Raw genomic sequence first — 14,662 nt, forward strand, 5'->3', positions numbered from 1 at the left:
GGGCGACTCGGATTCACATCGGATGTGAATCGGGGGCGTGGATCAGACGCAGCGCCCTCCATCGACTTCGATGCAGGTGCCGGTGATGAACGCGGCTTCGTCTGATGCCAGGTACAGGCAGGCGTTGGCCACGTCCTGCGGTGTGGACATGCGACCCATCGGGATCGTGGCCAGGAACTTCGCGCGGTTCTCGGGGGTGTCAGGCAGGCCCATGAACTGTTCGAGCAGGCCGGTGGCGCCAATGACGGGGTTGACGCAGTTGACGCGGATATTGTCGGGGCCAAGTTCGGCGGCCATGGCCTTGCTGGCGACGATGACCGCGCCCTTGCTGCCGTTGTACCAGACCAGCCCGGGGCGGGGGCGAATGCCGGCGGTGGAGGCCACGTTGACGAAATTGCCGCCGCCGCGCTTGCGGAAATGCGGGATGAAGTGATGCGCGGACCAGTAGATGCTCTTGACGTTGACCGCGTAGACGCGATCGAACTCGGCTTCGGTGACTTCCAGGATCGGCTTGTTGCGATGGGTCGTGCCGGCGTTGTTGACCACGCAGTGGACGTCGCCGAACGCGGCCAGCGTCGCATCGCGCATCGCGGCCACGTCATCGCCTTGCGACACGTCGGCACGCACCGCGCGCGCCTGGCCGCCTGCCTCGCGGATGGCCACCGCCACACGTTCGGCGGCTTCCAGGTTCAGGTCGGCCACCATCACGCTGGCGCCTTCGCGCGCGAACGTGTGCGCGATGCCCTCGCCAAAGCCCGAACCACCACCCGTGACTACCGCTACCTTTCCAGACAGTCTGGCCATCGTTTGTCTCCTGTGATTGTGGTCCGGACGCGGTGCATGCCGCGTCTGGTAACCGTCCAGCTATGGATGCTCAGTGGAAGGGGCCTTTGCCCCGCAATGCATTGCCGACCATCATGATGGCCAGCAGGAAGGGCAGGGCGACGTAAAGGCACCAGTGGATGCGATCCCCCAGCGACTCGCCCCATTTGCGTTTGAAGACTTGCAGGCGCGGCATGCCGGACGGGTTCGTGGCGCGCTTGTTTCTCACGTGCCAGGCCATCCAGAAAAAGAAGATGGCGAACGCGACCGACAGGAAATTGATGTTACCCATGTTGAATGGCAATGGTTTTCAGAGTGGTGAATCCGTACAGGGCCTCGAAGCCCTTCTCGCGGCCGTAGCCTGACTGACCGGTGCCGCCGAACGGCAGCTCGACGCCGCCGCCGGCGCCATAGTTGTTGATGAAAACCTGGCCCGCCCGCAGCTTGCGCGCCAGGCGCAACTGCCGACCGCCGTCGCGCGTCCAGACCCCGGCCACGAGGCCGTACGCGGTGCCGTTGGCCAGTTGCAGCGCTTCGTCCTCGGTATCGAACGGCATGGCCGCCAGCAGCGGGCCGAAGACTTCCTCCTGCGCCAGCCGGTGCGTGGCCGGCACGTCGCGGAACAGCATCGGCACCTGGTAGTAGCCGGATTCAGGCGCCTCCGCCACGATCTGGCCCTGCGCCATCACGGAGATGCCGGCGTGCTGCGCGTCGGAGACGAAGTCCCAGACACGCTGCTGCTGCTTGCGGCTGATCAGCGGGCCGCATTCGAGATCGAGTTCCGAGGGGCCCACGCGCAGCGATTCGAAGACGCTGGCGACGCGGTCGAGCAACTCCTCGTAGACCGGCCGTTCCACCAGCAGGCGGCTGCCCGCCGAGCAGGTCTGGCCCGCATTCTGCACGATGCCGTTGACCACCACGGGCAGCAGCGCGTCGAGGTCGGCATCGGCAAAGACGATCTGCGGCGACTTGCCGCCGAGTTCCAGTGTCACCGGCACGTGGTTTTCGGCCGCCAGCTGGGATACGAGCTTGCCGGTTTCGGGCGATCCCGTGAACGAAATATGGTTGATGTCGGGGTGGCGGGCCAGTGCCGCGCCCGCCTCGTGGCCGTAACCGGTGACGATGTTCAGGGCGCCTTCGGGCAGGCCGGCCTCGGCGGCCAGTTCGGCCACGCGCAGCAGCGACAGGCAGGCATCCTCGGCCGGCTTGACCACGCACGCGTTGCCGGCGGCCAGGGCCGCGCCCACGCTGCGGCCGAAGATCTGCAGCGGGTAGTTCCACGGGATGATGTGGCCGGTTACGCCATGCGGTTCGCGCACGGTCAGGACGGTATAGCCGGCCTGATAGGGGATCGTCTGACCATGCAGCTTGTCCGCGGCGCCCGCGTAGAACTCGAAGTAGCGTGCCACCGCCCGTGCGTCGGCACGGGCCTGGCGCAGCGGCTTGCCGGTGTCGCGTGCTTCCAGCGCGGCCAGTTCGTCCTCATGCTCGATCAAGGTGAGCGCCACGCGGTTCAGCAGACGCACGCGATCGGCGGGGGACATCGCGCCCCAGGCGCCGTCGAACGCCCGGCGGGCCGCGTGGACGGCCACGTTGATGTCCGTGGCGTTGCCGCGGGCGATCTCGGCGAAGGGTTGGCCGCTGGACGGGTCGAACACCTTGATGCGCAGGCCGGAGTCCGGGGCGATCAGGCGGTTGGCGACAAAATGCTGGGCGTGCATGCGGGGTCTCCACGGGCTCCTTTATGGAGCCATTGCTGAATTCGGGAATGCCGCATTATCGCGCACCGCGCGGGGCGTGCAAGGCACCCGGATGTCAGCCAGAGGTAAGAAGCAAACCGCTATAATGCCGGCCATCCCAACACACAGGCATTCGGAGAACTCTCATGAGCTTCAACCTCGTCTCCCCGGGCAAGGACCTTCCCAACGATTTCAACGTCATCATCGAGATCTCGGCCCAGAGCGATCCCGTGAAGTACGAGGCCGACAAGGAGACCGGCCTGCTGTTCGTGGACCGCTTCATTGGTACCGGCATGCGCTACCCGGCCAACTACGGCTTCATCCCGCAAACGCTGTCGGGCGACGGCGATCCGGTGGATGTGCTGGTCATCACCCCGTTCCCGATCCTGGCCGGCGCCGTTGTGCGCTGCCGTGCACTGGGCATGCTGAAGATGACCGACGAGTCGGGCGTGGACGCCAAGCTCGTGGCCATCCCCGTGGACAAGCTGTGCCCGGCTACCGCCCACATGAAGGGCCTGTCGGATGTGCCGCAAAATACGCTCGACCAGATCAAGCACTTCTTCGAGAACTACAAGGCACTCGAAGCCGGCAAGTGGGTCAAGGTGGAAGGCTGGGCTGGCATCGAAGAAGCCCACAAGGAAATCAGCGACGGCGTGGCGAACTTCAAGAAGTAATTCGCTGCCTGCCGCGTTATCGAAAAAACCCGCCATCTGGCGGGTTTTTTTGTTGCCGGGGGATGACTCGCTACTCGCGCTACTCGCGCGCGCCCGCGAACGGATTCCGCTCGTTCAACTCGTCCATATAGGCATCGATCCCCTGACGCTCCCGCTCCAGGAAGCGCTCGACCGCGTCGGCGAACGACGGGTGCGCCAGCCAGTGCGCGGAGCGCGTGGCCACTGGCAGGAAGCCGCGCGCCATCTTGTGTTCGCCCTGCGCGCCGCCTTCGAACGTGCCGATGCCTTCGCGGATGCAGAACTCCAGTGGCTGGTAGTAGGCAGTCTCGAAATGCAGGCAGGGATGGTGTTCCAGCGCGCCCCAGTAGCGGCCGTACAGCGTGCTGACCGCCGGATCGGCATCGTAGACCAGCAGTGAGCTGGCGATGTCGCGGCCTTCGCGCTCGGCTATCACCAGCAGCAGGTGCTCGGGCATCGCCGCGCCGATGCGGCGGAAGAAATCGAGGTTCAGGTAGGGCGTGGAGTGGTGATCGCGGTACGTTTGGCGATAGCAGCGGTTGAACAGCTTCCACGCATCGTCGTCGATGTCGGCCCCGCGCAGATGGCGGAACGTGATGCCGGCCTCCGTCACGCGACGGCGCTCGGCGCGGATGTTCTTGCGCTTCTTCTGCGATAGCGTGGCCAGGAACGCGTCAAAGTTCTCGTAGCCCGGATTGGTCCAGTGGAACTGCACGCCGTGGCGCATCATCATCCCGGCCTCGTCCATCAGGTCGGCTTCATGGTCCGACGGAAACAGCACGTGGAGCGACGAGAGCTCGCTCTCCTGGGCCAGCGCCAGCGCGAAGCGCAGCAGCACCCGGCGCGACAGTTCATCCTCGGCCAGCAGCCGCGCGCCACGCACCGGTGTGAACGGAATTGCGGCCAGCCATTTCGGGTAGTAGGGGATGCCGTGCTGGCGGTAGGCATCGGCCCAGGCCCAGTCGAATACGTACTCGCCGTAGGAATGGGATTTGGCGTAGAGCGGCATTGCCGCGGCCAGCCGGTCCCGGCCCGGCTCCTTGCCGTCGGGCACCCACAGCGCCAGGAAGCGCGGCGACCACCCGGTATCGTCCGTGGCGCTGCCGCTGCCGCTGGCGTGCAGCGCCTGCAGGAACGCGTGGCGCAGGAACGGCGTGGGCTCGGCCTGCGCGGCGAGCAGCGCATCCCAGTCGTTGGCGTCGATGTTGGTAAGGTCCTGCACGATTTCCGTGCGGTAGTTGGGGCTGAGGCGCGATTCGCTCATGAATACTGGGGAGGGCGGGGGAGGGCAGGTTGTCCACGGCCAGATGCTGATCGAGTCTACCGGAAACGATGCTGCGGCGCAGGATGCGGGGCAGCACGCGCCGCGTGTGCGTCGTAGAATGCAGGCATCCTCAGCCCCCCAATCCTGGGCCATCCATGACTCACCCGTTCTTCAACCTCTATTCCCACGGCTTCGCGCGCGTGGCCGTGGGCGTGCCCGAGTGCCGCGTGGCCGATCCGGCCTTCAATGCCGAGCAGACGATCCTGCTGGCGCGCCAGGCGGCCGACGGCGGCGCCGTGCTGGTGGCGTTTCCGGAACTGGGCCTGTCGGCTTACACGTGCGATGACCTGTTTCACCAGCGGGCGCTGCTGCGTGAATGCGAACTGGCGCTGCAACGGATCGTGGAGGCGTCGGCCGGGATCAACGCGGCGCTGATCGTCGGCCTGCCGGTACTGGTGGAGCACCAGCTGTTCAACTGCGCAGTGGTTGTGGCGGGCGGCAAGATTCAGGGCGTGGTGCCCAAGACCTATCTGCCCAACTACTGGGAATTCTATGAGGCACGCCAGTTCAGCTCCGCTGACTGCGCGGCCACGCCGCTGGTCTCGCTGCTTGGCGCGGAGGTGCCGTTCGGCGCCGATCTGCTGTTCGAGATCGAGAGCATTCCTTTCTTCCGCTTCCACGCGGAGATCTGCGAGGACGTCTGGGTGCCGATTCCCCCGTCGTCGTTTGCCGCGCTGGCCGGCGCCACCGTGCTCGTGAACCTGTCGGCATCGAATATCGTGATTGGCAAGTCGGGGTATCGCCATCAACTCGTGTCGCAGCAGTCGGCACGCTGCCTGGCCGCGTACCTGTACACGTCCGCCGGCAAGGGCGAATCGACGACCGATCTGGCCTGGGATGGCCAGGCGTTGATCTATGAAAACGGTGAACTGCTGGGCGAATCGGAACGGTTTGCCGACAGTTCCCACCTGCTGTTCGCCGATGTCGACCTCGAGCGGTTGTCGCGCGAGCGGATGCACCAGACGTCGTTTGGTCAGTCCGTGCGCCGCCACCACGAGGAAGTGGAACGCTTCGACACCGTGTCGTTCCACATCGACGTGCCGTCCACGCAGGCCCTGCCGCTGCAGCGCAAGGTGGCGCGCTTCCCGTATGTGCCGTCGGACCCGCGCCAGCGCGATGAGCGCTGCATGGAGGTCTACAACATCCAGGTGCAGGCGCTGGTGCAGCGGCTGTCGTCGAGCAAGATCTCGAAGGTGGTGATCGGCGTCTCGGGCGGGCTCGATTCCACCCATGCCCTGCTGGTGTGCGCCAAGGCGATGGATCGGCTCGGCCTGCCTCGCTCGAACATCCTGGCCTATACGATGCCAGGCTTTGCCACGAGCGACCGCACGCTGCAGCAGGCGCGCGAATTGATGAAACTGGTGGGCTGCACGGCGCGCGAGATCGATATCCGGCCGAGTTGCCTGGCAATGCTCGCGGATCTGGATCATCCGTATTCGCGCGGCGAACCGGTCTACGACGTCACGTTCGAAAACGTGCAGGCCGGTGAGCGCACCAACCATCTGTTCCGGCTGGCGAATCACAACCATGCGATCGTGATCGGCACCGGCGATCTCAGCGAGCTGGCGCTGGGCTGGTGTACCTACGGCGTGGGCGACCACATGTCGCACTACAACGTGAACGCCAGTGTGCCCAAGACGCTGATCAGCCACCTGGTGCGCTGGGTGGCCGAGACCGGGCAGGTGGCCGAGGGCGGCCAGGATGTGCTGCTGGCGGTGCTGGCCACCGACATCAGCCCGGAACTGGTGCCCAGCGGGGCAACCGCCGCCGGGCAGGACAAGGCACCCGAGCAGAAGACCGAGCAGATTATCGGGCCGTACGAGTTGCAGGATTTCAACCTGTATTACACGCTGCGCTTCGGGTTCACGCCGTCGAAGGTGGCATTCCTGGCACTTCATGCCTGGGGTGACGCGGCGCGTGGAACGTGGCCGAACGGACCTCATGTGGCCCGCAACGTCTATCAACTGCCCGAAATCAAGCGCGTCCTCGGTATCTTTGTCGACCGCTTCTTCCGCACCAGCCAGTTCAAGCGCTCCTGTATTCCTAACGCGCCCAAGGTCGGCTCGGGCGGCTCGCTCTCCCCGCGCGGCGACTGGCGCGCGCCGAGCGATGGCGAGTCGGTCGTGTGGATGCGGGATCTCGCGCGGATCCCGGATTGAACCGGCAGAAATCGGGTGCGATTGCGGGCAATGTGGGTCTGCACGCAATCTTCATGTGGTGTTTCGGGCTAGAATCCTTCATCTTTCGACATATTTAGAGACAGAGGCCAGCCATGAAGCAGATTACCGCCATCATCAAACCGTTCAAGCTCGACGAAGTGCGTGAGGCAATGGCCGACGTCGGCGTGACGGGGTTGACGGTGACCGAAGTCAAGGGTTTTGGCCGTCAGAAGGGCCACACCGAGCTCTATCGCGGAGCCGAGTATGTGGTCGACTTCCTTCCGAAGATCAAGATCGAAGTGGTCGTGGCTGAGAACCAGCTCGACACGGTGCTCGACGCCATCGTCAAGGCCGCCCACACCGGCAAGATCGGTGACGGCAAGATCTTCGTGACCGAGATCGAACGCGTGATCCGCATTCGTACCGGCGAGCAGGACGAAGCGGCAGTCTGATCGAGATTGAGATGGCAAAAAGGCCGGCAGATGCCGGCCTTTTGCTTTTGGTCGTGTCGCAGGCTTGCGCTAGCTCGGCAGCTTCCAGCCAAACTGCACCGACACCAGCCGCATTCCCATCGTGACCAGCGCGCCGGCCAGCAGCGCCACCTCCTGGTCGGCACGCAGCCAGGTCAGCCCCACGTAGATCCAGCAGCCGACGAACGAACAGGTGGCATACGGCGAGCGATCGCGCAGGATCATCGGCACCTCGTTGCAGAGCACGTCACGCACCACGCCGCCGAACACCGCCGAGATGATGCCCATCATCACCGCTACGGTCGGCGTCATCTGCGCTACCAGCGCCAGCGACGTGCCAGTGACCGAGAACAATCCGAGCCCGATCGCGTCGGCCACCAGCATGGTGCGGTCCGACGCCACCCGGCTAGCCACGCGCAGAACGAAAGACGCGCCCAACGACATCACGAAGATCAGCAGGACGTAGTACTCGTGATCCACCCAGTAGAAGGGCCGGCGGTCGAGCAACACGTCGCGCAAGGTGCCGCCGCCAAATGCCGTGGCGAACGCGACGACGAAGGTGCCGACCACATCCAGCCGCTGCTTGCGGGCATCGACCACGCCGGAGACGGCGAACGCCAGCACGCCGATCACTTCCATCACGTGCAGGATCAGGGGCAGTCGCCCCATCAGCAAATCGAACGGCAGGTGATATTGCATCCGGTTCTCAGGTCTTGGGCTGGCGCAGCAGGACCATCAGCGCGCCGGCGCCGCCCTGCGATTCGCGTGCCTGGACGAAGGCGATCACTTCTTCCTTCTGGACCAGCCAGCTACGTACCTTGCCCTTGAGCACCGGCAGCTTGTCCGGCGACCCAATGCCTTTGCCGTGAATCACGCGCACGCATCGCACGCCATTGCGCACCGATCGGCGGAGAAAGTTGGCCAGCGCCTCGCGGGCCTCGTCGGAGCGCAGGCCGTGCAGGTCGACCTTGTCCTGCGGCACCCATTCGCCGCGACGCAGCTTCTTGATGACGTCCTCGCCGATGCCGGGACGCCGGAACGACATCGTCTCGTCGACATCGAGCAGGTTCTCGACATCGAATTCATCGGACAGCGACGCCTCGAGCACGGCCTTGTCGTTGAGACGGGTTTGCACCGGCTCCGGGTTCGGCTTCTTCACGGGATGCTCGACGCGGTTGCGGTCGCGCAGGTTGCTGACCTGCCCGATGCTGGTGCGGAACACGTTGGCTTCTTCCTCGGCGCGCCTGGCGGCGGCCTCGGCGGCTTGCCGTTCGGCTTCGCGGCGCTCGGCGTCGGCCTTGAGGCCGTCGCGGACCGTGGCCAGATCGTGCAGGCCCATGCGGTGGGGGGGCTTGGAGGTGGGTTTGGCGCCGTGCGACATGGAGCGATTCTCTAAGGGGGCAGGGGGCTCGGCGTCGATTATAAGGAATCCAATAAGGAATCGGGCCGGTAAAAACCGGCCCGAATCGGTGACGCTAGTGCCTGGTACCCGGGAGCGATTACTTCAGCGCTTCCACATAGCGTTGCGCGTCGAGTGCGGCCATGCAGCCCGTGCCGGCGCTGGTAATGGCCTGGCGGTAGACGTGGTCCTGCACGTCGCCGGCGGCGAACACGCCCGGGATGTTGGTGGCCGTGGCGTCGCCCGACAGGCCGCTCTTGGTCACGATGTAGCCGTTCTTCATCTCGAGCTGGCCTTCGAACAGGTCGGTGTTCGGCTTGTGGCCGATGGCCACGAACACGCCGGCGAGCTTCAGATCCTCGGTCTTGGCGGCGTCCTTGGTGTCGCGGATGCGCAGGCCGGTCACGCCCGACTCATCGCCCAGCACTTCGTCCAGCGTGCTGTCGTAGCGCAGGTCGATCCGGCCTTCCTCCACGCGCTGCATCAGGCGGTCCACCAGGATCGGCTCGGCGCGGAACTTGTCGCGGCGGTGGATCAGCGTGACCTTGCTGGCGATATGGGACAGATAGAGCGCTTCTTCCACGGCCGTGTTGCCGCCACCGATCACGGCCACTTCCTGGTTCTTGTAGAAGAAACCGTCGCAGGTGGCGCAGGCCGAGACGCCGCGGCCCATGAAGGCTTCTTCCGACGGCAGGCCCAGGTACTGGGCGGACGCGCCGGTGGCGATGATCAGGGCGTCGCAGGTGTACTCGCCCGAATCGCCGATCAGGCGGATCGGCTTTTCCGTCAGCTTGGCCGTATGGATGTGATCGAAGATGATTTCCGTGTTGAAGCGTTCGGCGTGCGCCAGGAAGCGCTGCATCAAGTCCGGGCCCTGCACGCCGTTAGGATCGGCGGGCCAGTTTTCCACGTCGGTCGTGGTCATGAGCTGGCCGCCCTGGGCCAGGCCGGTGATCAGCACCGGGTTCAGGTTGGCGCGGGCAGCGTAGACGGCGGCGGTGTAGCCGGCCGGACCAGACCCGAGAATCAGCACTTTTGCGTGTTTTGCGGACATGATGCGTTCCTGTAGGCAGCGCGTGCACCGGCACGGTGGTTGCGCCGGTGTCACTCGAAACCGCCATTATAAGTGGCATGGCGTTTTGCCGACTGTTGCAAATTCCAATGAGGGCGATAGCCCGGCCAAGGTTAAAATGGCCGCCATCGTTCACTTCGTACTCTCGAACCGACCCTGACGCATGGCGCGCGCTACCACGACTACCCGGACCGACCCGTCGGCACTTCCATCGCGTATTGGCAAGCTGCTGGGCGAGGTGCGCTGGTTCCTGCTGCTGGCCGTCACGCTCGGCTTTCTCTGCGTGCTGGCCAGCTACAGCAAGGCCGATCCCGGCTGGTCTCATGCGAGCCAGGTGGCCGACATCCATAACCTTGGCGGCCGTGTGGGCGCCTGGGTGGCCGACGTCCTGTTCTTCATCTTCGGATTCTCGGCCTACTGGTGGAGCGTGTTGCTGATCCGCCGCTGCTGGCGTGGCTGGCGCGATCTGACCGCCGAACTACCCGAGCGCGTGCAGGAGCCGCAGCACAGCACGGTCATCAGCTGGATTGGCTTCGGGCTGACGCTGGTGTCCAGCATGGGCCTGGAGGCGATCCGCATGTATCCGCTGCGCTCGGCCCTGCCGCGCGCGCCCGGTGGCGTGCTGGGTGACCTGCTGGGCGGCTGGCTGCAGCTTGCGCTCGGCTTCTCCGGCGCCACGCTGCTGTTGCTGCTGCTGTTCGCGATCGGCCTGTCCCTGTTCTTCCATTTCTCGTGGCTGTCGGTGGCAGAGCACGTCGGCGCCTTCGTCGAAACCCTGTTCATGGGCATCAAGGCTCGCCGCGAGAACAAGCAAGACCGCATTATCGGCGCTGCTGCCAAGGTGGAGCGCACCGAGACCGTGGAAGTGCAGCGCGTCCGGCAGGAAGAGGCGCCGCCGATTCAGATCGTGCGCCCGCAGGCGGTGCCCAAGCACGAGCGTGTCGAGCGCGAGAAGCAACAACCGCTGTTCGCCGATATCCAGGATTCGGACCTGCCGCCGCTGTCGCTGCTCGACCCGATCCCTGTGCATCAGGAAACGGTCAGCGCCGAAACGCTCGAATACACCTCGCGCCTGATTGAAAAGAAGCTCAAGGACTTCGGCGTGGAGGTCAAGGTCGTGGCCGCCTATCCGGGCCCCGTCATCACGCGCTACGAAATCGAGCCGGCCACCGGCGTCAAGGGCAGCCAGGTGGTCAATCTGGCACGCGATCTGGCGCGTAGCCTGTCGCTGGTGTCGATCCGGGTGGTCGAGACGATACCGGGCAAGAACTACATGGGTCTGGAGCTTCCGAACCCGAAGCGCCAGACCGTGCGCCTGTCGGAGATCCTGGGCTCACAGGTCTACAACGAGAGCGTGTCGCACCTGACCATGGCGCTCGGCAAGGACATCGCCGGCAAGCCGATGGTGGCCGATCTGGCCAGGATGCCGCACTGCATGGTGGCGGGTACCACGGGCTCGGGCAAGTCGGTGGGTATCAACGCGATGATCCTGTCGCTGCTCTACAAGGCCAAGGCAGATCAGGTCCGCCTGATCCTGATCGACCCGAAGATGCTCGAAATGAGTGTCTACGAAGGCATTCCGCATCTGCTCTGCCCGGTGGTCACCGATATGCGCCAGGCCGGCAACGCGCTGAACTGGGCGGTCGGCGAGATGGAGCGCCGCTACAAGCTCATGAGCAAGCTCGGCGTGCGCAATCTGGCCGGCTACAACAAGAAGATCGACGAAGCCGCCGCCAGGGAAGAGAAGATTCCGAACCCGTTCAGCCTGACGCCGGACGCGCCGGAGCCGCTCGACAGGCTGCCGACGATCGTGATCGTGATCGACGAACTGGCCGACCTGATGATGGTGGTCGGCAAGAAGGTCGAGGAATTGATCGCCCGGATCGCCCAGAAGGCGCGCGCGGCTGGCCTGCATCTGGTGCTGGCAACGCAGCGGCCGTCGGTGGACGTGATTACCGGCCTGATCAAGGCCAACGTGCCAACGCGTATCGCATTCCAGGTGAGCAGCAAGATCGACTCGCGCACGATCCTGGACCAGCAGGGCGCCGAGGCACTGCTCGGCATGGGCGACATGCTTTACCTCGCGCCGGGCACCGGTTTGCCGGTGCGTGTCCACGGGGCGTTCGTATCCGATGACGAGGTGCATCGCGTGGTCGAAAAGCTCAAGGAAAGCGGCGAAGCCAACTACATCGAGGGCATTCTCGAAGGCGGTCTGGTCGACGGCGATGGCGCGGGCGACAGCCTGGGCGGCGGCGCCGGGATTGGCGGTGGCGGCGGTGAGGCCGATCCGCTCTACGATCAGGCCGTGGAGGTGGTGATCAAGAATCGCCGCGCATCGATCTCGCTGGTGCAGCGCCATCTGCGCATCGGCTACAACCGCGCGGCGCGCTTGCTCGAGGACATGGAAAAGGCCGGTCTGGTCTCGGCCATGTCGGGCAACGGCAACCGCGACATCCTCGTGCCGGCCGGCGCGGGCGCGCACGACGAATAAGAGGCGCTATCAAAAAGAAGCGAAGCGGTTCTGGCTAGGCGCGCAACGACGCCAGAATCATTTTGACAGCGCTTCTAAGGCGTGAGGAGGATGAAACGCGCCATGGCGCGTTTCACACGGCTTCGGGCCCCTTGCAAGTGACGGTTAATATACCGTTACGCCGCTCACATGCCGCTGCGGAATTCAGGGCGCCGAATCCGGCTCTAACCCGACATCCCGGCCAGCGCCGGGCATCAGCCACTCAAGAAAGGAATCGGATACATGCGATATCGCATTCTTGCTCCCCTGGTTTCCCTGGGCGCCGCACTGGCACTGCTGGCGGCTGCGCCAGTCGCGCAGGCGGCGGCAACCGACCAGTTGCAAAGCTTCGTGACCAGCGTGAAGACGGCTCGCGGCGAGTTCACGCAGCAGCAAATGAAGGGGAAGGGCGCCGATCTCAAGGTAGCCAGCACGTCGAGCGGGACGTTTGTGTTCTCGCGCCCCGGCAAGTTCGCGTGGCGCTATACCAAGCCATACGAGCAACTGCTGCAGGCCGACGGCCAGGTCCTCTACATCTACGACAAGGACCTGAACCAGGTGACCGAGCGCAAGCTCGATGGCGCGCTCGGGTCGAGCCCGGCGGCCATCCTGTTCGGCAGCAATGACCTGTCGAAGAACTTCGACGTGAAGAATGGGGCCACGCGGGATGGCGTGGAATGGCTGGAACTGACGCCGAAGGAAAAGGACACGCAGTTCGAGCGGATCGGCATCGGTTTCAAGGGCGGCAATCTCGAGGCGATGGAGTTGCGTGACGCCTTCGGCAACACGACCATCCTGACTTTCTCGGCGATCCAGAAGAATCCGTCGCTGCCCGCAGATGCATTCCGCTTCACGGTGCCCAAGGGTGCCGATGTGATGAAGCAGTGAGGAGCGCCATGACACACGCCCAAGCATTCCTTTCGTTGCGTCGCCTGGCCGTGCCGGGCGCCACGCTGGCCGCGGCGCTGGTGCTGTCCGCCTGCGCAAGCTCGCAGGCAAGCCGTTTCGACGTCGATGCGTTCCTGCGCGGCTCCGATACGGCGCTGCCCGAAGTGCTCGGTAATCCGGACTTCCTCAAGGCCACGCGCATTCCGCAGACCGATTGCGCAACGATGCTGCAATCGCCTCACAACGGCACCCTGGAAGACCTGCCGGCCAGCAATACGGCGCGGGGTCCTGCATGGCTGCTGCATCCCGCCGACACGCCGGACAAGGTCTGGCTCGTGGTGGGAGAGGCTGGCGGCGAGCGTAGCTGCCACGGTCCGCTGCCTGCCGATGCCATGAAAAAGCTGACCGAGCGCGCCAAGGGCTGACCCGGCGACGCCCCGCCAGCCTTTGGCGCTAGGCCTGTGCCTCACGCGCGTAGCGCAGACGTGGCTTGGGCATGGCCTGCAGTTGTTCGCGGCGGATGCGGATCGCCTCCGCGTCGCCGCGCTTGATCGCCGCGCGCAACTTCAACACGGCTTTGCGGTACTGCTTTTTCTTGCGGATGCGGGTCGTGATGGCCATGGCTACGGTTTCCTCCTGAGGCCGGCACCAGCGCCGGGTGTCCGTCATGGTAGGCCGCACTGGCCGTCCCGATCCCGTCTATCGAAAGAATTCAGATCAGATTGCCATCGCACATAATGCGGCGACGCAGCATCGGCCGCGCCGCCGCGAGCCAGGCGAAGTTCAGAGCAGAAAGCGCCGGTTGTCGTTTTCCGCGTATCGCGGCTCAACCTTGCGGAACTTCAGTTTCGTGCTGCTGCGCAACTTGCGCGCCGCCATCTTGCGCTGCAATTGCCGATGGGCGGAGTGGATCTGGCCAATCGAGCCTTGCGCGTAGGGCTTGCCATCGTTGGCGCCTGCCAGTGCGCCACCCGCCGCCAGCGCGGCATTGTGCGCCGCAGCCGACTTCTTGATCAGTGCGTCAAGCACATGCCGCGCACGGACGGCAGCATGGAGCAGGCCGTCGGCAGGATTGTCGCGCGCCCGCACCGCATCCTGCGGCAGCCGGACATTGCCAGCCACCCGCCGCAGCGCTGCCCGCAGTTCGGCGCCATCGAGCTGGCCTTCCTGCGCGATCCAGACCGCATCGTGGCGCAGCCAGCCTTCCACGTCGGCCAGCCTGCGCAAGAGCGCCTGCATCAGCGTCTGGCCGCCAAAGCGGTGCGAACGACGGATCGCGGCCAGGCCAATACGACGCACCTGCGGATTCTCGTGATCGACCAGATCCGCGATGATGCGGTCTACCTCCTCCTGTGACGTGATCATCTCGGCAAACTGGCCCGCCAGTGAGATCTCTTCCGCGCCGGTGAGCCTGTTCTTGCCCACCAGCCGATTCAACTTGAACATCAGCATTCGGTAACGCAACATACAAATCCCCGATTTTCGCTAGGCCGACCAAGGGTCGGCCGATATCCGCCTGGCCGGCGGCCGCATCGGCGCGATGCGGGCCGCATCCGTCGAAACGCAGGCCATTAGGAAATATCGGCAG

15 protein-coding genes are annotated in these 14,662 nt (G+C 64.9%); 6 read left to right on the forward strand and 9 right to left on the reverse strand.

All coding sequences use genetic code 11. From position 1 onward, the window contains the following. Window positions 1-42: 42 nt before the first annotated feature. The 3 genes from RMET_RS03405 to RMET_RS03415 all read right to left on the reverse strand — a co-directional run bounded on the left by RMET_RS03405 (window position 43) and on the right by RMET_RS03415 (window position 2,543). A complete protein-coding gene (locus RMET_RS03405; RefSeq protein ID WP_011515531.1) occupies window positions 43-804 on the reverse strand; it encodes an SDR family oxidoreductase in 762 nt (253 codons plus the stop codon). A gap of 70 nt (window positions 805-874) precedes the next feature. Beyond that, window positions 875-1,114 carry a hypothetical protein gene (locus tag RMET_RS03410; RefSeq protein ID WP_008643588.1) on the reverse strand — a complete coding sequence of 80 codons (240 nt, stop codon included), beginning with the start codon at window positions 1,112-1,114 and terminating at the stop codon, window positions 875-877. After that, window positions 1,107-2,543 carry an aldehyde dehydrogenase family protein gene (locus tag RMET_RS03415; RefSeq protein ID WP_011515532.1) on the reverse strand — a complete coding sequence of 479 codons (1,437 nt, stop codon included), beginning with the start codon at window positions 2,541-2,543 and terminating at the stop codon, window positions 1,107-1,109. The genes RMET_RS03410 and RMET_RS03415 overlap by 8 nt, the downstream gene beginning before the upstream one ends. A 164-nt stretch (window positions 2,544-2,707) precedes the next feature. Between RMET_RS03415 and ppa the strand changes: the two genes are divergently transcribed. Beyond that, complete coding sequence (gene ppa / locus RMET_RS03420) at window positions 2,708-3,235, forward strand: inorganic diphosphatase (RefSeq protein WP_011515533.1); 528 nt, start codon at window positions 2,708-2,710, stop codon at window positions 3,233-3,235. A gap of 79 nt (window positions 3,236-3,314) precedes the next feature. Here the strand turns inward: ppa and RMET_RS03425 are convergent, their stop codons facing one another. Next, a complete protein-coding gene (locus RMET_RS03425; protein WP_011515534.1) occupies window positions 3,315-4,517 on the reverse strand; it encodes a GNAT family N-acetyltransferase in 1,203 nt (400 codons plus the stop codon). Between the two features lie 155 nt (window positions 4,518-4,672). On the opposite strand from RMET_RS03425, the gene RMET_RS03430 reads away from it, so the two are divergent. Continuing rightward, window positions 4,673-6,736 carry an NAD(+) synthase gene (locus RMET_RS03430; RefSeq protein ID WP_029308370.1) on the forward strand — a complete coding sequence of 688 codons (2,064 nt, stop codon included), beginning with the start codon at window positions 4,673-4,675 and terminating at the stop codon, window positions 6,734-6,736. Window positions 6,737-6,849: 113 nt separating this feature from the next. Then, complete coding sequence (gene glnK / locus RMET_RS03435; protein WP_008643594.1) at window positions 6,850-7,188, forward strand: P-II family nitrogen regulator; 339 nt, start codon at window positions 6,850-6,852, stop codon at window positions 7,186-7,188. Window positions 7,189-7,257: 69 nt separating this feature from the next. On the opposite strand, the gene RMET_RS03440 is transcribed toward glnK, so the two are convergent. From RMET_RS03440 to trxB, 3 genes are all read right to left on the reverse strand, one after another. Continuing rightward, on the reverse strand, window positions 7,258-7,905 hold the full coding sequence (locus tag RMET_RS03440) for a trimeric intracellular cation channel family protein (RefSeq protein ID WP_008643595.1): 648 nt from the start codon (window positions 7,903-7,905) through the stop codon (window positions 7,258-7,260). A gap of 7 nt (window positions 7,906-7,912) precedes the next feature. Then, window positions 7,913-8,587 (reverse strand): Smr/MutS family protein, encoded by a 675-nt coding sequence (locus tag RMET_RS03445; RefSeq protein ID WP_011515536.1) that lies wholly within the window; start codon window positions 8,585-8,587, stop codon window positions 7,913-7,915. Window positions 8,588-8,705: 118 nt separating this feature from the next. Then, window positions 8,706-9,659, reverse strand: coding sequence for a thioredoxin-disulfide reductase (gene trxB / locus RMET_RS03450; RefSeq protein ID WP_011515537.1), 954 nt, complete (start codon window positions 9,657-9,659; stop codon window positions 8,706-8,708). Window positions 9,660-9,840: 181 nt separating this feature from the next. On the opposite strand from trxB, the gene RMET_RS03455 reads away from it, so the two are divergent. The 3 genes from RMET_RS03455 (at window position 9,841) to RMET_RS03465 (ending at window position 13,499) form a co-directional block, all read left to right on the forward strand. After that, entirely contained in the window at window positions 9,841-12,168 is a 2,328-nt protein-coding gene (locus tag RMET_RS03455; protein WP_011515538.1) for a DNA translocase FtsK, read from the forward strand. Between the two features lie 261 nt (window positions 12,169-12,429). After that, the gene (gene lolA, locus RMET_RS03460; RefSeq protein WP_011515539.1) at window positions 12,430-13,074 is read left to right on the forward strand and encodes an outer membrane lipoprotein chaperone LolA; all 645 of its coding nucleotides are present in this window, start codon (window positions 12,430-12,432) and stop codon (window positions 13,072-13,074) included. An 8-nt stretch (window positions 13,075-13,082) separates the two neighbouring features. Next, a complete protein-coding gene (locus RMET_RS03465) occupies window positions 13,083-13,499 on the forward strand; it encodes a hypothetical protein (RefSeq protein WP_011515540.1) in 417 nt (138 codons plus the stop codon). A gap of 28 nt (window positions 13,500-13,527) precedes the next feature. On the opposite strand, the gene RMET_RS33920 is transcribed toward RMET_RS03465, so the two are convergent. Together RMET_RS33920 and RMET_RS03470 are read right to left on the reverse strand one after the other, a co-directional pair. Then, entirely contained in the window at window positions 13,528-13,695 is a 168-nt protein-coding gene (locus tag RMET_RS33920; RefSeq protein WP_008643601.1) for a hypothetical protein, read from the reverse strand. 162 nt (window positions 13,696-13,857) lie between these two features. Continuing rightward, window positions 13,858-14,520 carry a hypothetical protein gene (locus tag RMET_RS03470; protein WP_224445751.1) on the reverse strand — a complete coding sequence of 221 codons (663 nt, stop codon included), beginning with the start codon at window positions 14,518-14,520 and terminating at the stop codon, window positions 13,858-13,860. Between the last annotated feature and the right edge of the window lie 142 nt (window positions 14,521-14,662).

This window comes from Cupriavidus metallidurans CH34 (assembly GCF_000196015.1).
Classification (GTDB): domain Bacteria; phylum Pseudomonadota; class Gammaproteobacteria; order Burkholderiales; family Burkholderiaceae; genus Cupriavidus; species Cupriavidus metallidurans.